This window comes from Enterobacter sp. HMSC16D10, from assembly GCF_001807145.1.
Lineage (GTDB): Bacteria > Pseudomonadota > Gammaproteobacteria > Enterobacterales > Enterobacteriaceae > Enterobacter > Enterobacter roggenkampii.
On sequence record NZ_KV787816.1, the window covers coordinates 1 to 20783 of the forward strand.

Annotated in this window: 24 protein-coding genes; 2 read left to right on the forward strand and 22 right to left on the reverse strand. The window is 51.4% G+C overall.

All coding sequences use genetic code 11. From position 1 onward, the window contains the following. From HMPREF3143_RS00100 to HMPREF3143_RS00120, 6 genes are all read right to left on the reverse strand, one after another. On the reverse strand, positions 1-2254 hold a 2254-nt coding region (locus HMPREF3143_RS00100; RefSeq protein ID WP_139145846.1), incomplete at its 3' end, for a TipJ family phage tail tip protein. Between the two features lie 53 nt (positions 2255-2307). Then, on the reverse strand, positions 2308-3024 hold the full coding sequence (locus HMPREF3143_RS24490) for a YnfC family lipoprotein (protein ID WP_084832139.1): 717 nt from the start codon (positions 3022-3024) through the stop codon (positions 2308-2310). 53 nt (positions 3025-3077) lie between these two features. Next, positions 3078-3668 (reverse strand): tail assembly protein, encoded by a 591-nt coding sequence (locus HMPREF3143_RS00105; protein ID WP_070531214.1) that lies wholly within the window; start codon positions 3666-3668, stop codon positions 3078-3080. After that, entirely contained in the window at positions 3668-4390 is a 723-nt protein-coding gene (locus HMPREF3143_RS00110; RefSeq protein WP_070531218.1) for a C40 family peptidase, read from the reverse strand. Before HMPREF3143_RS00110 ends, HMPREF3143_RS00105 begins: the two co-directional genes overlap by 1 nt. 1 nt (position 4391) lies before the next feature. Continuing rightward, on the reverse strand, positions 4392-5147 hold the full coding sequence (locus tag HMPREF3143_RS00115) for a phage minor tail protein L (protein ID WP_070531221.1): 756 nt from the start codon (positions 5145-5147) through the stop codon (positions 4392-4394). Beyond that, positions 5144-5491, reverse strand: a complete 348-nt coding sequence (locus HMPREF3143_RS00120) for a phage tail protein (RefSeq protein WP_070531224.1) — start codon at positions 5489-5491, stop codon at positions 5144-5146. Before HMPREF3143_RS00120 ends, HMPREF3143_RS00115 begins: the two co-directional genes overlap by 4 nt. Positions 5492-6187: 696 nt before the next feature. Between HMPREF3143_RS00120 and HMPREF3143_RS00130 the strand changes: the two genes are divergently transcribed. Beyond that, positions 6188-6448, forward strand: a complete 261-nt coding sequence (locus tag HMPREF3143_RS00130; RefSeq protein ID WP_045371007.1) for a hypothetical protein — start codon at positions 6188-6190, stop codon at positions 6446-6448. 64 nt (positions 6449-6512) lie between these two features. On the opposite strand, the gene HMPREF3143_RS00135 is transcribed toward HMPREF3143_RS00130, so the two are convergent. Then, the gene (locus tag HMPREF3143_RS00135; RefSeq protein ID WP_084832140.1) at positions 6513-9422 is read right to left on the reverse strand and encodes a phage tail tape measure protein; all 2910 of its coding nucleotides are present in this window, start codon (positions 9420-9422) and stop codon (positions 6513-6515) included. Between the two features lie 100 nt (positions 9423-9522). Between HMPREF3143_RS00135 and HMPREF3143_RS00140 the strand changes: the two genes are divergently transcribed. Then, positions 9523-9972 (forward strand): hypothetical protein, encoded by a 450-nt coding sequence (locus HMPREF3143_RS00140; RefSeq protein WP_139145847.1) that lies wholly within the window; start codon positions 9523-9525, stop codon positions 9970-9972. A 45-nt stretch (positions 9973-10017) separates the two neighbouring features. Here the strand turns inward: HMPREF3143_RS00140 and HMPREF3143_RS00145 are convergent, their stop codons facing one another. The 15 genes from HMPREF3143_RS00145 to HMPREF3143_RS00210 form a co-directional block, all read right to left on the reverse strand. Beyond that, on the reverse strand, positions 10018-10434 hold the full coding sequence (locus HMPREF3143_RS00145; protein WP_340672871.1) for a DUF1799 domain-containing protein: 417 nt from the start codon (positions 10432-10434) through the stop codon (positions 10018-10020). Continuing rightward, positions 10326-10637, reverse strand: coding sequence for a phage tail assembly chaperone (locus HMPREF3143_RS00150; RefSeq protein ID WP_023344275.1), 312 nt, complete (start codon positions 10635-10637; stop codon positions 10326-10328). The genes HMPREF3143_RS00145 and HMPREF3143_RS00150 overlap by 109 nt, the downstream gene beginning before the upstream one ends. 64 nt (positions 10638-10701) lie before the next feature. Then, positions 10702-11373, reverse strand: a complete 672-nt coding sequence (locus tag HMPREF3143_RS00155; protein ID WP_046092062.1) for a phage tail protein — start codon at positions 11371-11373, stop codon at positions 10702-10704. A gap of 66 nt (positions 11374-11439) precedes the next feature. Continuing rightward, positions 11440-11850, reverse strand: coding sequence for a DUF4128 domain-containing protein (locus HMPREF3143_RS00160; RefSeq protein ID WP_070531236.1), 411 nt, complete (start codon positions 11848-11850; stop codon positions 11440-11442). Next, positions 11847-12431, reverse strand: coding sequence for a hypothetical protein (locus tag HMPREF3143_RS00165; protein WP_070531238.1), 585 nt, complete (start codon positions 12429-12431; stop codon positions 11847-11849). Before HMPREF3143_RS00165 ends, HMPREF3143_RS00160 begins: the two co-directional genes overlap by 4 nt. A 1-nt stretch (position 12432) precedes the next feature. Further along, positions 12433-12783, reverse strand: coding sequence for a hypothetical protein (locus HMPREF3143_RS00170; RefSeq protein ID WP_070531240.1), 351 nt, complete (start codon positions 12781-12783; stop codon positions 12433-12435). Further along, a complete protein-coding gene (locus tag HMPREF3143_RS00175) occupies positions 12783-13265 on the reverse strand; it encodes a DnaT-like ssDNA-binding protein (protein WP_070531243.1) in 483 nt (160 codons plus the stop codon). Before HMPREF3143_RS00175 ends, HMPREF3143_RS00170 begins: the two co-directional genes overlap by 1 nt. A gap of 36 nt (positions 13266-13301) precedes the next feature. Continuing rightward, positions 13302-13601 (reverse strand): Ig-like domain-containing protein, encoded by a 300-nt coding sequence (locus HMPREF3143_RS25420; protein ID WP_172616458.1) that lies wholly within the window; start codon positions 13599-13601, stop codon positions 13302-13304. Further along, positions 13583-14536, reverse strand: a complete 954-nt coding sequence (locus HMPREF3143_RS00180) for a major capsid protein (RefSeq protein WP_023344281.1) — start codon at positions 14534-14536, stop codon at positions 13583-13585. Before HMPREF3143_RS00180 ends, HMPREF3143_RS25420 begins: the two co-directional genes overlap by 19 nt. An 11-nt stretch (positions 14537-14547) precedes the next feature. Next, positions 14548-15318, reverse strand: coding sequence for a hypothetical protein (locus HMPREF3143_RS00185; RefSeq protein WP_070531246.1), 771 nt, complete (start codon positions 15316-15318; stop codon positions 14548-14550). Between the two features lie 80 nt (positions 15319-15398). Further along, a complete protein-coding gene (locus HMPREF3143_RS00190) occupies positions 15399-16496 on the reverse strand; it encodes a structural protein (RefSeq protein ID WP_070531249.1) in 1098 nt (365 codons plus the stop codon). A 1-nt stretch (position 16497) separates the two neighbouring features. Next, complete coding sequence (locus tag HMPREF3143_RS00195; RefSeq protein ID WP_070531253.1) at positions 16498-17886, reverse strand: DUF4055 domain-containing protein; 1389 nt, start codon at positions 17884-17886, stop codon at positions 16498-16500. Position 17887: 1 nt separating this feature from the next. After that, positions 17888-19195 (reverse strand): terminase large subunit domain-containing protein, encoded by a 1308-nt coding sequence (locus HMPREF3143_RS00200; protein WP_061098068.1) that lies wholly within the window; start codon positions 19193-19195, stop codon positions 17888-17890. After that, the gene (locus tag HMPREF3143_RS00205) at positions 19173-20171 is read right to left on the reverse strand and encodes a terminase small subunit (protein ID WP_070531256.1); all 999 of its coding nucleotides are present in this window, start codon (positions 20169-20171) and stop codon (positions 19173-19175) included. Before HMPREF3143_RS00205 ends, HMPREF3143_RS00200 begins: the two co-directional genes overlap by 23 nt. 72 nt (positions 20172-20243) lie before the next feature. Next, on the reverse strand, positions 20244-20666 hold the full coding sequence (locus HMPREF3143_RS00210) for a hypothetical protein (protein WP_070531260.1): 423 nt from the start codon (positions 20664-20666) through the stop codon (positions 20244-20246). Positions 20667-20783 lie beyond the last annotated feature (117 nt).

Sequence of the window (20783 nt, forward strand, 5' to 3'; positions counted from 1 at the left end):
CCGTTTTTAGCGTATCGCCGGTGTTTGCCGGGAAACCCCAGTTCAGACGAATACCCCAGTTGATGGCCGTAGCCATAAAGCCCACTGGCTTGGGCGGATTGCCCACTTTGCCGGTCAACATCTTCTCTTTTGAATATCCCCACCCGGAAGAAATTTCAGCGGCATTGATTGCACGCACGCGCACCAGGTAGCGCCCGGCATAAATCCCGGGGACGTCGAATGACGAGGTGGAGCTGCGCGGCACGTTTACCCAGTTCCCGTCGTTGCGGCGCCATTGCGCTTCATAGGCGATAGCGTTCTGCGCCTGGTCCCAGCTCACTCGCATCGTTTCGACGCTGATATTTTGCTGCACCACAGAAAACGAGCTGATCATGATGTTGACTGGCGGCGACTGATTACCTGGAGGGATGACACTTACCGGCCGCTGATCTATAACGGCACCTGTATCGATACGGGCATATTTATCCGGATCGTGATTTGCCCCCGTGATGGTATATGTCCCGTCATTGTTATCGGTGACACTAATTACCCTGTACTGCTGCGCATAGAGTTCATCAGATTCAATAACCCATACAGCCTCGGCCTGTGGAAGCTCGCTAAAGGCGGTTGTCACGGTAACCATTCCACCTGTCAGGGACTGAATCGTCCGGGATTGGGTAATACCCGACGGCAGGTTTACCATTATCCTGTCGCCGACCTTAGCACTTGGTACCCGGTCAAGTTTGAGTACACGACCATTAACCGCAGATAATCGACCGCCTAAATCTCGGCCAGAGAGATTTCGGTCAGCGACAGCAATTATGTAGCCAGGCTGAGGGATATTGCCGTCCAGACCAACGTCAAAGGTGACAACCCTGTCTTTATTGTTGGTCAGGATCCCCCAGCGCCCTTTTCTGTTAGCCTCAGACTGCCGGGTGCAACCGATGGCGGTGATCTCAAGCTGGTTGAAACCATAGCGCGCCACCAGCACCTGTTCGAAGACTGGCTCGATTGCATCAGCATAGCCATTTGCCGGATCAGACCAGGAAACAAGAGCGTTCGTGTAGCGACTTTTGGTTGTACTGCTGGAATATACGAATTTGCCGTCGACTACGTTAGCGTGCGTGTAGCTAAAATCGACATCTCTGGGCATGTCTGCAAGGGCAACAATCTGGTCGTCTCCCCAGTAGGTCATGCCTCGAAAAATGGCGGCAAAATCTCGCAGGACGGTGTAAGCGTCATTTCGATCCTGAATGTATACGTTGCAGGTGTAACGAGGTTCAGTTCCGCTGCCGCCCTTACCATCCGGTACCGATTGATCACAATATTGAGCGACCTGATAAAGCGTCCATTTGTCGATATTAGCTGCCGTTAGCCGATTACCAAGGCCGAACCGGTCAGTGACCACCAGATCGTAAAATATCCACGCAGGGTTATCCGTCCATGCCCACTTAAATGCGCCCGTCCAGGTGCCGCTGTACGTTCGTGTCTCGGGTTCATAGTTATCGGGCACACGAATAACACGCCCGCGAGGCTCGCAGGATATTTGCGGTATTGAGCCATTGAACTGGCTCGAATCAAATTCGATGTACAATAGCGCAGTGTTCGGATATCGCAGTTTGGCGTCGATTACTTCTGTGAAGCTTTGCAGCGTCATCGTGTCGCCTATCTTCGCGCTATTGGCATCGGCTGTAATTTTGCGCAGCCTGATGGTCCAGGTGCTGCCCGCCTGAGGTAAATCAATACGGTGGCTGCGTTCATAACCAGAGGTGGTTTTCCCGGTCACGCTGGTATTTAGCACCGTCTGCCAGGTGCCGCCATCTGTCTGCAGGTCAATTGCGTAGTTGACCGAATAGCCAACCAGATCGCCATCATCCTCCTGTTTGAAGAGAGAAGGCCATTTTAGACGCAGGCGAACAGCTGAAAGCTGCGTATTGGTGAACGTGCGCGTCCACGCTGTAGAGCTGGAAACTTCGGAACCTAAATTAATTTCATTTTCGGTACCCGGGATCCCTTGAATATATTTTTGCGCCTGAGTTCCAGAACGAAACTCCCACGCCACACCGCTGAAGTTCTGCGAACCATCTGCGTTCTCAAGTGCGGTGCCATCGAGATAAATATCGCGCGCAGTAAGTCCACCAGCAAACTCCCCCTCTCCCAGCGCGAGAAGGATTTTTGCCTTGGCTACTGACTGCAGATCGTCTGGCTGTTCTGTAGGAGTTCTTGAGCTTGAACTGCCGCCCTTGCGGCCTTTAACAGCGGTTGCTATAGCCATATTGCGCCCATAAAAAAAGCCACCCGGAGGTGGCTTATTGAAATGTGTTTAATCTAATAGAATTCAACTTTCGTATTCGCTGTCATTAGTACTGGCTTCGGCACAGGATTCCCTGCGCTCTGCATTGTTACTTTACATATTTCAGGAACAAGCTTTTCGCTATAATGACAAGTATTCGTTGCTGTATAACCTTCCGAGTAAACTGATGTGTTTATAATTTTATAATCAAGAGGCTTCCTGTCTTTATCAACATAAGATATTTCGTTTTTAGAGAGGACCTTACCAGAACCATAAAACTCAGAACGTATCAAATTAGAATTATCATCATAAAAATGCTCAGATATTTTCTTACCCAAATAATAGGTGTCTTTAATTAAGCCATTCGAGTAAAGACTATATCGCAACTCGTCACCATTTTCATTTTGAGTCAAAATATTACATTTTTCATCGAGCTGTATAGAGAAAGGCTTACCATCTCTTTGGCCAACAAGACTTCCATTACTATTTTTTAGATTTGTTTCATGACCAGACGAAACGTTATCAAGATCTAAGCTTTCGACACAACCATTCTTAGCTAGTCTGATGGAGATTTTATAAGTGACCTTACCATTTTCTTCAACATCAGTATCTAATGATTTGACAGCTCCTTTAACTGGATTGAAATCAAACATAGTAGATAAATTATAGAGGAGAGGTATGTAATGGTTATCAGCTAAAGCCATGCCTGAAAATAAGGAAGTACAAAGGAAAAGAGTAGATATTTTTTTCATTTTTGAATCTAAGCTCAAGTTACCCCAAGTTAAGTAAGCCCATTACAGCATGCTTACTGCTGATCTTCAACATAGATACCGGCGGAGATGATCGCGCCACCTATACGGCGCCGTCCGTACAAGAGCGGCACCGGATTGCCCTGAGCTGTCGTATTTGTTACTCCACCAAAGGCATAACTGGCCTTATTGTCTGCCGATTGCTTGCTGGCAAGTCCCGTTGTCTGCGGAGAGAGCATTTGTACGACACCACCAAGGGCCATCGCTGCGCCAAATTGCATTAGAGGAACGCCAACTGCACCACCGCCAAAGTATGACGCCACAGCACCAACAGCGACCAAAGCCACGCCTAAGATAGTCTGGAATACTCCACCACGTTTACTCCCGAGGATAACCGGCGCAATACGGATGTCAGCTGAACTCTGATCCATAGAGAGCTCATCATCGTTCAGGTTACGCTTACCGCTGAAAACAGCGTAGGTTAGGCCGCGCTGCTTGCTGGTATTCAAAAACCGCTCGAAGCCTGGCACGATAACGCACAATGCACGGATGGCTTCTTTTGGTGATGTTACAGAAAGTTGGAATTCGCGGCCAAACGTAGTACCCAAAACACCATATAGGCGAACAGTACGGACGGATTCGCACATTATCCCTCCTGCATGATTAGGCTTTTATGCCTGACAATTTTCATGGTTCTCTCCATCCAGTAACCTCCATATGGCACACGTTGACTGAGGTGACCATAAAGATGATGGAGAAGCATGTTCCCCTCCAGCAAGATCCCTGAATGGTTCCACTTATTCGATTCCACCTGCATGATGATCAAATCGCCCGGCATTGGTGATCCACTGAATTCTCGGAACCCACATTCATACCAGCAATCCTGATAGAAATTATCCGGATAGGAGCCCTCCCACCACGGATAATCAACACGGTAATCCTGAAGTTCGACATCATGCTCCTGCCGGAAATAGCTCATCACCAGCCCCCAACAGTCGTAGTGTCCGAGCACAAACGGGCGCCCGACCAACGGCAATTCCCCCCGAGGAGTTATGGTACGAAAGTCTCCTTCAGGCCAACTGACAATATGCCAGGGCAGCAACGTTGCATCGCATTGAGCCTTGTCCAGTTCGCTTGGTTGGGTCGTCGCGTCGGGGTGGCTATGTACGATTCCCGTTATCGTGCCCCAATCCTCAGCAGCAGCGTAATCCTCTGGCGCAAGGTGAAACTGTTCCGTTGGTTCGGCAGCCAGATTACTGCATGGGAAATAGCGTTCCACCCGGCTTTTCTGCGCTATCACACCACAGCATTCGCGGGGATATTCTTTCGCTGCATGCGCCAGGATGGCCTGAATTGTTTTCTGACGCATGTTAACTCCTGATCAAAGATGTCCCAGGAAAACCACCGAAAGGAAGTTCATTGTGTTCACCAAACCGAAGCTTGCAGGCGGTGAGCGTGCCGTTGCATTCATCCAATGAGGGATCGCTAACCGGATTGTTGTTTTTGTCGAAGTAAAGTGTGCCAGCATAATCGCACCCATCACCGGTGCGGTACCTATTCCGGATGCACCATGTGCAAAGGGAATGCAGCTGTCTGGTCGGGATCATCAATCCCTGTAGATCCATCGGGCTGGTAAGAACAAACTCGATACTTTCACCGGGAAGCTCGCTATTTTTACCGTCGATATAGAAAACCCGCTTCCTCACCTGCAAGGGATCTGCTGTGGGATTTCCATCCGGGAAATTGCGCGCATCCAGGTAATGCGCAAAAGTGTCATGAATCGTAACTTTGGCCTGCAGCATATCGTCATAGGCCAGACAGAGCGCAGTGATAGAGCTGTCAATGTTGGCAACGGTGAGAGTCGGCTGGGCGCTACTGCCATCGGTTGAAGCTTCCAGTCCCTCTAGCTTATATGGCCAGGCACCAAACTCTTCGCCCTGCCACCAGATACTCTTCGCCTTTAACTTTGATCCGTCGCCACCAGCAGCCGCAATCTCTTCTTCAGTATGCGGGAGGTTATAAGCGTGAAAGCGCAGAACATCGTCCAGACCAAACGCAGAACCGTCTACCTCAAGAAGACGTATTTTTTCACCCGGTTCGAGGCGTTGATAATCTTCAGTAATCATGGGGCGTATGCCTGTTTGAAGGTTGCTTTTATGGTTATCACTTTGCTGGATAGCGGCTGGGCTTTAATGGAATCAGCTTCAATCCGGTATAAACCGGTTTCGCCAACAGGAGACGTCCAGATAAAGGATTTTGTGATGTGCTTGCGGCAAAAACTCAGCACATCGAGCATCTCTGCCTTTTTTCCCGTTAAGGTCATCGGCCATGACTGTTTTTCAGGATTGATGCCTTCACCGGCGATCTGTTCAAAGCCGTCTCCAAAGGAAGCAGAGCGCGTTACGTAAGTAAACTCCCCTTCCATGCCCGCCTGAATCTGGGTTCGCCAGATAAATGTTTCAATCGCCAACTTTCCTCCGGGTATAAAAAAACCCGCCGAAGCGGGTCAATTGCTTAACAAAAATGATGTGTTCTTAAATGGAGTAACGTTGAAGTGCTGTCTGGCCATAAAATCAATAAGGTAACATCGCGCGGATTTCAGCATACCATTCGTTGACAGCGGGGATATCCCTTAAGAGCCAGAATCCTACGCCAATTAGCAAGAAGCTCGCTCCAAACTCAAAGATAATGCTGAACCAGTATTCAAAGGGCCTGGCATCCTTATGAATGTACTCCTTTCGACTCGTTCCCTTGAATGTTTTGGTATAGATTCCCTTGCGCAGGTAGCCGAAAGACTGAACCAATGTTATAGGACCAATCAAAAAACAAGCACATACGGTAAACCAATATGAAAATCCCATCGCCCTTCATCCATTCATTGCATTAACACTATTATCGCATAGAAAGAATGCTAAATACCTACGATTGAAGGGTTAGTTATCACAAAGAACAGTAGTGGGATTCGTTTAATATTAATCTTTTGAAATGTTGTCGACGAACCGTGCGTTTTTGTGATTTGATAAAGAAACTCAAAAAAAGTCGAAGCGGTCACCCCTTCACATATCTAGCATAATGCGGGTTATGGAAAGATACCTGTCTCAGGCAGTTAAAAATACCCCACTATAAATTTAGGTTAGAGCAACCCAATATTCGCGATTGAAGTCCTATGAACAGACTGACGACACTATATATTAAAGCGCGGGCCGGGCTGTCTCCCTATGAAAAGACACCTGAAGCATCATTGATTAAAATGGCTAAGAAATGTGGCCGCAATGAAATAGCCGCCATTAACATCAGGCTCAAACAGTTCCGCTCTGAACTAGCGATGGTTGAAGAGTGGGATGGAGATCAGCAGGATATGATATGGGATGCAATTGACGAGCATTGTAAGTTATTACAACTGATCACCGACAAACAGCCCACCTGAGTAGGCTGTTTGTCGTGCTAATCGTTAGAGCCATGGAACGGTATTTCGAAGGACTGACTAAGCTTCATCGCGTTCCTTTTATTGCATTCCATAAAGGCGTCCCCGGCCGCTGCGCCTGCTCAGATATTACGTTAACTATTGCCGGCTTGAGCTGTTTGATGATATCCACATTATTTGCTGGAGCCGACCTTGTCGTTGGTTGCTCACGTCCCTGAATCACAACACCACCGACATTAACATTTATAGCGGAACTACCTCCCTGTAACCCGAACATCGGTGCGTTTCCGACGTAGCCGCCGTTTGCATACCCCTGAGCTCTACGCATAAGCGCATAGAGATTGCCAACACCAAGTGCACTGGTCGCTTCCTTCGTAAATACAAACTCACCACCATGAACTACGCCTTTCGGTTGGTATTTACCGCCATCACCGGTGTAACCGCCGCTATCGAATCCCGGCACCAGACCACCACCAGAGAAACCCAAGAACGCACCGATACCCGTTCCACCAAACGCTGACTTCATTCCATTAACCAAAGCCAGTTGCGTCAGCATCTGGGCGATGCCCTTGAGGAAAGTAGAAAGGAAGTCTGAGAAGTTAGATTTACCTGTAGTAAAAAAGTCGGTGAGCGTGCTGGCCATCCCGGTGAACGCATTGCTGGTAATCGTCTGCACCTGCGAGTAAACATTAGTAGCGCTGTCCTCAAATTCAGCCCAACCCTTTTTCACGCCGGTCAACCAGTCGCCACGCAACCTGTCCTCTGCATCATAGTAATCATTCGCCGCCTTAAGCTGCTTCTGATAGCCCTCGTCGTCAAGCGTGCCGCCGGAGTTGAACCAGCCAGAGGAAAGCTGGCTCTTTGCCAGCTCACGTTGAGCCTGACGGTCACTCATCCCGGCACCGTTCACTAATGCAGCCTGCTTCTCTGCCATCTGTGTGACGTATTTCTGCGAGGTATCCATTCGCTTGTTCAGCTGTTCCTGTGCGGTAATCTGATCACCTAACAGGGCTTTCTGCCGTGCCAACTGAAGCACCTGGTCTTTACTCGCCAGCAGGGATTGATCCTGCTTTGTCAGAGAGCGAGATCGGGAGGCCTCCTCCAGCACCTGAAATTTCGCTTCAGTCGTCCACAGATCTTTGCGCTGCTGGCTGATAGTGTCGTTCAGCCCTTTATGCTGCTGCAGCGCGCGTAACTGAGACTGAAGCGCCAGCAACTCGGCCTGGGCAGCATCCGTGCTGCGATCGCCAGCCGATAAAGTGCCCTGCTTTCCGGTTTGCGTCTTTTTACCAAAAGAAGCGACTTCTTCCCGATCCTTCTGGGTGGTTGCGGTACTTATCTTTCTGGTCGTATCGAGGTATTTACCTGAACTGATATCAGCGGCATCCCAGTCTTTTTTCAGCTGAGAGACGCTGTCGCCATAAGCGCCGGCCATTTGTTCGTTGTAGTCCTGCCATCCCTGCAAAGTATCTGTTTTCGCCCAGTCGGGAACGAGGTTAATCGCGGCAGCGATAGAGGATGAAATGATCTGGTTCAGCTTCTGGAAAACGATCGCAACGCTGTAATAAATTGCGTTGAATTCCTTCAGAGTGTTTGATGCCAGCTCAGCTACCCACTGACCGATACTCTGCATGGCCTCAGACGCCCAGCCTTTGATATCCAGCCACAGGCGACCAAACGGTGTCAGCGAGTCATAAGCCTGCTCTCCGCGCTCAGCCATTGTGTCGCCAAACAAATCCATGGCCTGTGTAACTGCAGCAGTCTGGTCCTTCTGCTTCACCAGCTCATCAATGTGCTTAAGCTGCGAAACAGTCAGGAAGTTGTATTGTTCGTTTAGACTCTGAAGGGCTTTAACCGGATCCTTTTCAACATCCTGATATGCCTTGGTGATGTCCTGCGCTGAAACAATACCGGTTTGAACTGCAAGTGCCGTAGAGCCCGCCGCTTTTTCGAGCTGCTTCTGTGTGAGCGAACCCATGCTAATCAGTTCAGTCATCAGACTCTGAACGGTTCCTACAGTAGCGCCAGTAGAGGCAGCAATAGACTGGGAGGAAGCCATGATCTGGAGCGCTGACGTGCCGGCAATGTTGCCAGTTCTGATAATAGCCTTGTTGATTTCGTCGTAGGCGGTGAAATAGTCCGCTCCCGCTTTGGCCGCAATCAGTACAGCGCCAGCCAGGCCACCAATGGCCACTCGGGCAGGAGTCACCATCGACAACATCGCTTTCAGAGCATTGCCTACACCGCCAAACGAATCGCGCAGCTGGCCGCCCTGCTGAATGGCTACCATATAAACCGGCATACCGGACGCCAATGAAGTTACGATGTCGGTCATTTGCATTGGTAGATAACGCATCGCGTTGCGATATTGGCCCGCGCTGATGGCCCCAGACTTCCATGCTTCTTCCTGCTCTTTCAGTCGGGCGATCATCGGTGCAGCACGATCGGACACGCCAAGTTGGGCAGCTTTTAGCTCTAACAGTTCTGAGCGCGTTTTTCCGATTGCTGTGACCTGCTCTTCCAGCGAATCGATAAAGGTTTTGCCCGCCGCAGCTGCACGCTGTGCTGCCTGTGCCTGTTCAATGCGAGCCCGCCCCTCTGCGGTCTCAGACTCCATGACCTGCGCCAGTTTAGCTCGGGTCGTCTCAAGCACGCTGTTGTAGCGAGTAAAGTCTTCATCCCCTACAAGCCCTTTACCGCGAAACTTCGCCAGGCTCTCCTGGATCGTGTCCAGTTCATCCAGCGCCTTGTTTACGGGGCTGATTTTATTCAGTAGGTTCTGCAGTTCCTGCCGCTGTTGCTTGAGGCTTTCGCTGTTTTTCTTCTGGTTATCGATACCGGTGCGGAACGTACTATTCAGGTCATCCGCTTTACCTGCCGCGGCGGACGCGGTCTCCTGAAAGCGATCCAATGCCTGGTTACCACGCTCCAGCTCACTGGTATTTACACGCAGGGAAATCGTGGCGATATCGGACATAACCATCTCCGTGCATAGCTAATAATCTAATGATGCATTGAATTTGAAAAGAAATTAACTAATTATTAAAGCACCAGCGGCCCCAAAATTAGGAGTGAAAGTGATTAAAAAAGCTCTAGCCTTGTGTGCACTTGTACCTTCTGTATCTTTCGCTTCAGTAAATCTGGAGTCAAATATGCGTGAAGCAATGGCATCTGCAGATTGTCTGGCATATCTGACCATAATTTATGAGAACACACATAAAGCTGATGGACCTGCAACCAAAAAGCATGCAGAACGTTATGTTTTATCAATGAAAAAAGTACTTTCTGATCCTGATGGGAAAAAACACCTCAAGGAAGGATTATATTCACGCTCAGGTATAGATTTTGATAATGACTTCTATGCTGGAGTTATTTTCTCGGGTACTGTTTCAGATATAAGGCAGTCAATTAAAGACTCCATCCCTTTGGATAAGTCTTCCTCCCTTCCTTACCAAACACTCAAGGAAAAATGGTCAGAAGAAGCGAAGCAACGATACAAGAACGCTAATTGTGACTTGCTCAAATGATTCTAGATTGAGCGAGCAGTAGGTTCGCTTAAATTGACAAATACCCTACTCTGATCGTTTATGGATAACGCACAAAGCTGCGTTCTCCATTACCCGGATGTCCGACAACGCGGTTGCCTCGTCGTCAACGTTGTGCAGACGCATCACCCAGGGCAAAACGTTATAGTCGAGCCCGGACACGCCGCCCATTCCCGTTCTCCATTGCGTACTGACAGCCTGAAACACCAGGAATGAAGGCCATACATCTGGCAAGACGTCGATGTATTGATCGTCATAGTCATCCGGCGTAAGCCCGTAAGGCGCCAGGTCTGCCGCTGTGGGTTCAGGCGTATAGAACGCAGAGGCAACCGCTATCAGTTTTTTTCGCGCTGCCCCATCAGCTCGCGGTAGTAGGTTTCCGGGATTGCCTTCATTGCCGCCGGATAGTTTTCCAGCAGCACCGACAGGTTTTCCGCGTTGAATGCATCGGGAAGTGCCCAGCCTGAAATGATTTCCATCAGAAAATCAGTGGCGGTTTTGCCTTCGAGTTTTTCCAGGTCAGCCAGTTCTTTGAGTGGCTTGTGATTGAATGTGAACGTCAGCACGCCATCCTCATCGCCGGCTCGGGGGATCGAGACATTGGCCTTAAATGTTGGTTTGGGCTGAAGAGTGAATTTGGTCGCCATCGATACCTCTTAACGGAAAAAAGCCTCCACAATGGGAGGCATGGAATAGTGAAAGTTCTTACGACTAGGCGGCAGCGTCAGTCACCTTGTAGAACGTCATCGCCGGTGACTGCAGGTTCAGCACCACACTTACTGTCTCTACCTCGTTAACCGCAGTAGTTGGCGTATCGTCAAAGGACGCCGTGGCCGCCCAGTAACGGTTCTCCTTCGCCTTCGGCACGTACATGTAAGCCGCAACCGTCTCTTCGTCTTCGTCCAGTTGGCGCAGCAACGGATATACCGGGAGAGTTGAGTCGTGAGCAATCGAGTAAGTCTGAGAGACAGCGGATTTATAGGTATTCAGGTTACGTTGGCGATCATCGCTGAGGAACTGAATCTGCGTGGTGTTCTGATCACCACCAGATTTCGATACCTCAGTGATTTGTGGCAGCTCGGTCCATTCAAGCACCTTGCGGATCGAGCCGGTACCGCCACCAGCGGCATATTTGTTTTTGTTGGTGGTATTGATATTGCGAAGAGTTACGGCGCTTTCGGCAATCGCATCAATTTTTGCAATGACGTTATCAACACCGGACCAGTTGCAGTTCACATGAACAATATCACCCACCTTGAGTGCGTCCGCTTCACTCACGGTGATCACCATATTTTCGGCGTTCGTCGCCCCGGTGAAAGTAATGGCTGGGCCATAACCCGATGCCAGATAGACGTGAGCGCCGTTAGGCAATGCAAAGCCCATATTGGTTACTCCTTTAGAAACGGGAAAACCGGCAAAGAGCCGGTCAGGTTTAGAAGCTTGCAAGGATTAGCTGGAGATATCAGCTCGATAATTGAGACTAACGGGAACGGTATAAGAGACAGATGTAGTGATCCCGCGGAAAACACCAGGCGTTTGATCTATCCAGCATGTAAAACCCCTGCCTTCAATCTCCTGCCCCTCGGGGAACAATTCAGCCACGCGGTCAGCCAGAGCCACGACATCGGTACGGCCTGTGCCGGCTGGGGCAACAACGTTAATCTGGTAAACACCTGAATAAATGCGGCAGCGCAATCCAAGGTCCAGCGTACGCGGCGTGGCGGGCATGTCATGGACTGCAAGAAAGAGCCCATCAGACGGAGGTGTAAAAGGCACGTTTTCCCAGGCAACCGGGATACCTTCAGCATCAGCCCACTCGCCGAGCCTGGCGGCCAGCGCCGCCGCGATATCGGGAATCATTTAGTCACCTCCCTTACTGCTTCCTCAAAAAATCGCTGAAACTCAGCAGCAGTAATGCGTACCATCCCTCCCGGAGCCTGGGAAGAGTGCCCCATCTCCAGTCGATACGCGTAAGGGACGTTGTTGCAGAAATAAATATCCTTCATCCCGACTTTGAACAGCGACAGTGTGTAATTGCCGGCGGCTTTTGTCAGATTTCCGGTTTTATCGACACGGCCCGTTTCATCTGTGGTCGGTGCATCAAAAGACACCTGCCAGTTGCCCCGAAACCGTCCACCCGTATATCCGGGCGGCGCTTTGATATCCATCCCATCCACCAGTCGAGCCTTCTTCTTAAGTCGTCCGGTTTTAGTCAGGTTTGCAGGGTCCGATTTTTGCGCTTCGTTATGGTCGTATACCGCCTGATTGTAAGAAGCTGCCGTCTGGTTGATGCCCCAGAGCTCGGGGTTGCCGACAGGTGACATCATCACCAGTTGATTAAGAATCCGAATGCCGACAGCACGTACGACCGCTTCCTGATTCGCTTTGGCTTTGTCCACGAACGCGTTGATGGCAGCCGTAAACGCCTTATTATCGCTCATGCTATGTCCTCAACTGAGATTTGTAGCAGAGCACTACCGCACCCGGTTTCACGGGGTTAGGTTTAACTACGCGGTGGCTTACGCCGTCCACGACGATCAGATCGCCGGTTTTAATTTCCTTCTCAGCGGTGAAGACAATCCGAATATCGCCGTTTTCAATGACGGTTCCATCAATTTCGGCTGGCGCGTAATCCGTCTTCACTCCTGTGGCGGTGAACTGGATATCATCGCAACGATGCTCCACACCACCGATGACGATTAACGTGCCCTTACGCGTGACGTTGTATGCAATGCCGTTCTGCTTGAGTATACGAGTCGTTGTCGCCTGCATTCGCTGATAGTTGATGGCCATTACGCGCGCTCCGCGAAAGCATTGATTGCATATCCACGCCCACCAGCCAAGTCGCCGAGAATAGCCATTACCGCCGGGTAGGATGGTGTGAACACCTCACCATCGGCAACCGCATAGGTCATGGTTACGGCGCCTTCGACACGTTCGGTTTTAACCGCGGCCTCACGAACGCTTGAAAGCAAATCGCCATCAATTGCCTCGATAGCCAGCATACATTGTGCGGTGATAACCTGCCGCGGCACCTGGTCGGGAGGGAAGTCGTGTCCATCCAGAACGACATTCACGCGTGGCCATGCCAGTGGCTGTCGAGGGTCTGCTTTGGAACCTACCCAATCTAGCCCTTCCAGATAGTCCATCCCCTTAATCAGTAACGGCGCGAGCTTTTCAGGCAGCTCAATCCCTCTCAGCGCGGCAAATGACGCCAGTTCATCTTCGCTGGCGTAACTGTTAACGTCAGCGGCGGTGATATCAGTATTAATCATCTGAGCATCCGTTGAATGGGGCTTACGCCCCATCGGTTAGCCTGCAGCAGGTGCGGTGAAGGTGATTTCCTCACTCGATTTAGCAATACCATCAACAGTACCAGTGACCGTGAAAGTACCAGCCGTATCGGAGGTAAGCTTGACCGTCGCCCCACCAGCAGAGCCGGTTTGAGAACTGGCAGTGCTGAGCGTGCCGCCGCTTGAATTCCAGGCAACGGTTTTGCCGGAAACACCTGCGCCGTTTAGCATGTACTTCAGGGAAATGGTGACCGCATCGGTGCTGTCAGCGGTTGCGGAGGTTTTATCCGCTGACAGCGTTACTCCCCCGCTGCGGATCCCAGCTTAATCAGCACGCCAGCCGTAGATTTGTTACTGGTGAAGTGCTTCTTCCAGTTACCTGCAGTGCCGATTTTGGTCAGGTCCGGGTTGTCACCTTTGGAGGTATCCCAGCTGTAACCCAGCAGGTCGACATTCACCACGCCTTCAGCACGGTACCCGATCGCCAGGTTTTCCTGATCGTTGATGTCGTAGGAACGGAACCCCGGAGCCTGAGACTCAGTAACAGTCACCGCCCCGGTCACCAGCCCGAGAATCGCATCCGCGTCCATGGTGTCGGTCACCAGCACAGGCTTACCCAGCGTGCCCGGCTGCCCGCCGTAAACCACCACACCCGCTTCTTCATAGATTTTGTTGGCAATCGCCTCATCCACGATGTCGAAGTAAGTGGCGGAGTGCATAACGAAGAGCACGACACGGTTGAACTTATCGCCGTACTTACGCAGGCCGCGCGTCAGGGTCTTCTTGCCGTCTGTTTCGATATCGGCGGTGACCACCATATCCGCGTTGGCGCCAATAGCAGCCGTCAGCGCCTTCAGGCCGTATTTCACGTAGCCTTCCAGCGTCGCGTCAGCCACATCAGTGCCGATCACTTCGGAGAACTCGTCAACCGAGCGGCCGCGGCGTTTGAACGCTTCTTCAGTAGTTTCGTATGGACCGTATTTCCACGGCGCTTTGACGGATACGGCTTCACCGGCGCCAATCTTCTTACCCGTCACCTTTTCGGTGGAGTTAACGTCACGCGATTCGATTGAGCCGCCCACCTTGTAGAAGGCACGCTTGCGGAAGTCGCCTTCAATCAGTTCGTTATCCAGCAGGATCGCGCCGTTGGAGGACGCGTTGAAAATTGCCAGGTTGTCCTGGCGACGCTCGAGGAAAGCGGTCTGCGCCAGATCGTCATAAATGATCAGGTCACTATTAACAGTGGTAGACATGGGTTAATCCCTTATTTCGGAAGTTTGAGGAAGGCCTGCTGGCCATGCTTGCGGATGTAGTCCGCTTTGTCGCTGGCGCTCATTTCGGAACGTTTCAGGCTGCCAACGCCGTTTGGTTTGTGTCCGCCCGCGCCGGTGCCTTCTGCGCGTGGGAACAGATGCGGAGCCGTCTCCTTAAGAGACTCCGCCCACTCAAGCGGGCTTAGTGGGGTTTTGCCGTCTTTACCGAACAGAACATCGCCATTTGCATCAACTGCTACGGCCTCGCCTTCGTCGTTGAGCTGGAATGTGCCTTTGGCACGCAGAATCAGATCGTCGGATGCTTCCGGCAGCGCGCCAGCTTTTGAGGCTGCTGCACGGATTGCATCGCCCAGAACTCGATCCCGGAATTTGTTGGAGAACGCTTCGGCTTTGTCCGCGCGTTCATTTGCGGCTTTAATCTGCTTATCAACGTCAGCACGCAGACGCTCGGTGCGCTTATCGAGCACCTCATCGATTTTTCCGGCGGCAATCAGCTTTGCCTCTTCGTCGTCGGAAAAACGCTGCAGGATCCCGCGCACGGCATCAGGATCGATACCATCGAAGCGTGACAGGGTTTCTTTTTGCTGCTTAATGATTCCCAGCAGCTCAGAGTTTTTCGATTTCAAGCCCGTGACTTCACTGGTCACACGCTCATCAATCAGCTTCTGGATTTCAGGAGTGATTTCGATACCGCCGCCACCGCCGCCCTCACCGCCGCTTTCAGGTGCGTAATATTTCAGAAGCATGTTTCGAATTAACATAATTTCCCCTTGGGATTTTGCCGGGCCTCGCCCATAAAAAAGCCCCAGCGGATGCCAGGGCGTGGAGTAAGATGTGATTGTTAGTTGTCTATGCCTGAGAGCTGCTTCAGCCGTTCCAGGCTGATCCATTCGCCTTTGTCAGTGAACATATCAGCCAGGTTGATTTCACCGGCTCGGAACAGACGTCCACGCTCGGCACCCAGAACCTGATCCTGGCGTTGTGCTGACTGGCGCGCGAGCCATTCCAGATACGAGGTTTTCGCCGGTACCTGGCCATCCATGCTTGCACGAGTACCTTCGTCCATTTCGTCGATATCGATGCCGAGTTCGCGCCACGACTTGAGGATCAGGGTTTCGGTAGAACGGCAGCAGAAATGAATCTTCCCAGGTCCCTGTAGGTAAGGCACCTTATGCCCGACCGGTTTGTTATTCAGGGTGTAACGCAGCAGGTCACGAATAATGCAGTCATGACTTGTTTTATTGTCCAGCGTAGAAAGCCACTGTTTGCCTTTCACGATATCGCTGTTGGCGCTGGTGAAACTGTTGCGCGCTGTGGCAGCCAGATGATTCACAGCTGTTTTAGCGATGCTGGCGGCGTTTGCCCTGCTCATCTGCAGCGCGCCGTCGCGATAGTCTTTGTTGGCGTGGCCACGAACACTGCGGGCTATAGTTTCTACAGTGTCGCCGGCAAGATAACCCCTGCGGACGGCGTTCACGATACGCGCCAGCCTGTCTGATTCCAGATTATCCGCCCACTCACTCAGCAGTCGACCCTGAAAGGGTTGCGCCATCGCCGCGGCATACACCATGTCGGCTGTAATGCCCTGCAGCGGATATCGCGCTAGCACCTGAGATGGCAGAAGGGAATCGAACAGGCTCAGCTGATAACTGGCTTCGTTCTTTGCCAGCGCCACCAGTTCACTCTCGAGCCCTGCCTGCATGGTGGCTACGGCCTGATGGTTAAGCTCACGCACGCTGCCCAGTAAACTCTGCAGACGGCTAACGGTGAAGCTCTCAGGAGGCAATCTGTCCAGCGCATCCAGTAGGCGTGCCGACAGGTCAGCATCCGTCTCGTTAAGCAAGTTCACCATCCGGTTTGCCACGCAGGTGGCGTAGCGGCTTAACCAGACGGAATGTGCGATCGATTCATCACGCAGGCTTTCGTTAATGGTGGGCATATCAGCCTCCCGTCAACGTTGGTGCCTGATTGCGAAGCGCATCAATAACCTCGTCCGGGCTGTCTGCCGGGTCAATGAGATCAAGTTTCTGCAGCGCGCGAATCATATCGCTATCGCGCAGCGCACCGGACTGCCAGGCATTGACGATTGCCGTCACCATGCCCGATTCAGCAACCTTCGCGATGAATTCCTGGTTGATCGTGTAGCTCGTCGATTCGCCCTTGATGCCGAGATATTTCGCACACCAGCCAAGCGCCAGCGTATAGGCCTCAGAAACGTTTGAAACACAGATACCGAGCACTGATGTTGATGATGTTTGCTCCCCGCTCGCCTGGGTTGCCGTCTTCGCCGTGGCGTTCTGCTCAATCAGCCGGGCGCCCAGCTGCACCATGTAATCGCGCTTACTGTCCATGGCCTCTTTAGCCAGCATGTTCGGCTGCGCCTGGGCATAGCCAAACGAGCCCTCCTTGGGAAGCAAAAGCGGTGATCGGGAACCAATTTTCACGCCCTTCTTCTCGAGGTGGTCGCGCCAGTTGGTATCGAGCCCAGTCATGTACGGCTGCACCTGGCCACAGAACCACACGCTGTCCTCATAGTCAGCACTGTTTCGGTAATGACCGTGGTTTATCTCCACCAGTGCAGCCAGCGGTGAATCATCAATAGTGGGATCGTTGTTCTGAGCGCCGACGAAGGTAAACGGAATTTCATCCCAGAAGTCCTTTCCTTTAGGCTTCGGATGATATTCGCTGTCAACGGTGTAGGTTCCGCTTGCAGTGCCACCAGCCCGGCGCCATACGCGGCATATGAACCGCCCTTCTTCCAGCGCCAGCTCGCGGTACTGGATTTCATCCTTGTAAGCGTAACCATCCGGCTCTTCTACGCATTCTCGCAGTACCACCAGCACCAGCTGATCGCGCCCGTTAATTCGCTTTGTTCGCCAGTTGATAATGTTCTCTGCCGAATAGCGGAGGATGATTGCTTCGTCGGATTCTTCAGCGTAATCGACGTAAATGCCCTCTCGCGCAACCTCCAGCACGTTCTCCGCCACCAGCTGTGACTGCTGATAGATGCTGGTACCGGCCCCATCAGCATTGTCCAACAGGTATTTCAGCTTTTCAGGACCATTAAACGTGGGGTCCTTGCGATACGCCATCCCAAGCATGCCGATCTTCGTATTACCGGCAATCGCATAGAACACCGCGCGGTTCAGGTAGTCCTCATTGCGCTTGCGATTGCGTGTGGATTTATCGGTTGGGTCGAGATAAGGCAGATACTTATTACCCGCCGCTTTTACGGCCTCAGCTCCTTTGCAGAAGTCCCTGTATTTCCGCCAGGCAGCAGAAGCCGCCCGGTGCTCAGGTCGAACCCAGGTGATGTCGTCGTTTGCCATATCAGAAAGTGGTGTCCATGGTGATTGAGTATGCCGGTTTCACGATCGGGTAATCCTTCACGATGAAGTACCCACCAGCATCATTGGGGTGATCGTTATCTGCTGATTTATCCGGTTCTCCATTGGCCGCCCAGATTTGCTGTTCGAGGCTTTCGGTATAAACCGGGCAGTTCTGGACGTTCACCAGATAGCGGCGTTCGCCGTTGGCGTTACAGAACATGGCGTTCATCGAGTTGATACGGTCCTTAACCGGCGGGTTGGCATCATCAACAATGACGCTGAATCCGGCATCGTTGAGCTGAGCAATATCGGTCTTGCTGGCGTTCTGCGATTTGCGTGAGTCACCAGAGGCATCCGGATAGATGTAAATCTCCCGGCTCTTAACGTAGCGTCCATCCTCGTAGCGCCAGAACTCTTCCTGGATGCGCTTAATCATCGCCGGAGTATCGTAGACCTTCACGAGTTCACGAACCGCACGCGGCAGCCCATTACGCTTTACGTGAACAATCGCGGCCATTTTTCCCACGTTGAAGTCCATACCAATAAATAGCGGATCCCCGTCCTGAATCTCGTCAGAACAGTTATTCAGCTTACGGTTGAACGTGTGGTAAATGGTCCCGCTGTTGAGGTTAGTGAACTTCCCTCGCAGGTATGCCTGAATCAGTTCGTCAGGGTAAGAACTCAGCAGCGACGGGATGTAATCAGGCGGTAGATTCTTCGCATTGTCGAACGTGCTGGCCTGAATCAGTCCGTATAGAGCCGCAAGCTCTGGCTTTTCACGCACCGCCTTCACGAATTGCTGGTAGACGAACTTGAAACCTTCCGGTGTGGTCGTTACATCGATGCCATTACGTAGCCCATCAACCTTGTAACGCATACGAGCGATGATTTTTCGCCAGGCCTGCTGCGCTTTAGCAGCCGACATGACGTCCAGCTCATCCACCATCGCGTTACCGATTTTGAATCCGACTATTGAGCCGGGTTTCTCCATCGAACGGCAGATGGTTGTCCCGCGGTATCGTCGCCCCTCGTAGAAGTGAACCTCTTTGTTACCCTCATTGATTTTGACGTTCAAGCCCCAGTCAAAGGCCACCTCTTCAATCGTCGGGTAGAAGATGTCACGGATCTGCGGGTACGTCGGCGCGAAATAACCCTGGTTGATTTTAGGGTGCTCCCACATCCCCTTACAGATGCCGCCACACCCCACCCACGTCTTACCGGAACCGAATCCGGCAACATAGGCTTTGAATTTGTGCTGCATCGCGAGGAAACGCGCCTGAGGAATGTTAAGTGTTGGGCTGATCCCCATCGTCTGCCCTCGCATCCACTACGTTGATATTGATCTGCACTGGGGTAGGTTCATCGTCCTCACCATCACCGGCCAGCTCTTTACGGAGTTTCTCGACCTCAAGCTGCCGGCGTTCGATTTCAATCTGCTGCAGGCGCTGGGCGAACTCGCTATCGGCCAGGCCAAGGCGCTTCATTACCGCTTCGAACATTTTTTCGCGGCTGATGGCTGTGATTTCAACGCCGTTCTTGCCGACCTTCACGCCGGAGTAAGCGAGCCGTGAGACTGGAGGGAGTTTCCGGGTGTCCGGGAGGTAAGGCTGGCCAATGCCGTCGCCATTGCAGCGTGGGCATTCTGGATTTGGTTCTCGGTTATGGTCATAGCCGTAACCGCCGGAATCTTCGGGTTCTCGCCTGTCACGCTCAACAGCCTCGAGTCTTTTCTCTTCAAACTCAACTGCATCCCGCCACTGGTAGTGATGACCGAACCCCCAGCAGTAACGACACGCGCCGCGGCGATACTGCGACAGCTGATTGGCATCGAAGGTAGCGAGCTGCCACATCTGCTCAAGCACTTCATCGGCACTGCCAAGCGTGCGCGCAATTGACGCTTTTTGCTGCTGCGCAATAGCCTGCGCAACTGAAGTTTTTTGAAGGAGTTGATAGCCGATTTGTTCAGCTGATTTTTTACTGTAGCCAGCCCGGATAGCTGCCTGTGTGGCATTGCCATCCTTCAGGTATTCTGCGACAAAGCGTCTTTGCTGTGCCGTTAACCCATCATCATCCACCAGCTCATCCGCGCTTTTATCTTTCTGTGCAGTGCGCATTTTTTTCTGCGCAGGTTTTTGCGCAGTTTGCGCATAAGGTTTTTTGATATATCGACGGGCGGTAGCGTAGTTCAGTCCCTGCGCTTCACACCATTCCTTCGGTGATACGCCGGTTGCGGAATGTTCGGACAGGAACCGTTGCTGAAGCTCGCCCCAGTCCGGTTTTGCCATTGCTTACTCCATAAAAAAAGCCACTAGCAATTGCTGGTGGCCAAGATGTATGCAAAACATAAAATTCATTCTTCAACCGCTGACGGCATTCCCAAGTATGTACCCATCTACTTCTTCGATTTTAATGCGAAGTAATCCGCCACTAAATGGGACAAAGTTACCAGTACCTGTCAGTACATGTACTTTTTCCAAATGAAGAAAATTTAAAGGTGCTGAAAACTGTTCGTTTTCCTTAGGTTCATAACCTTCAGCTGAGAAAGCTCGAAAGTAGTCACCTAATGTTGGGCGACCTTCAACATGAGGACCATACTTACTCGCCAAGGCTTCAAAATAACTCTTGCCAGAAACTGTATTTCCGGAAATGACAGTGCCTTTGGCAAATAACGTTAGAGCAATGTTAAAATCGAATTGATTAGCAAGCTCAGCAAATTTCTCAAGATTTAAATCACGGCTTTTTAAAACGTCTACTAACTGCCTTTCTGTTAATTCTGACATACAACCTCCAGTGTAAATGAAGGTTACAGATTACTGCTTAGTTTACTTCGAATAAAGCTTTATCAAACCCACCCGCAGATGAGCTCTGAATCGCCACGCGTTTAACAGACACCTCAG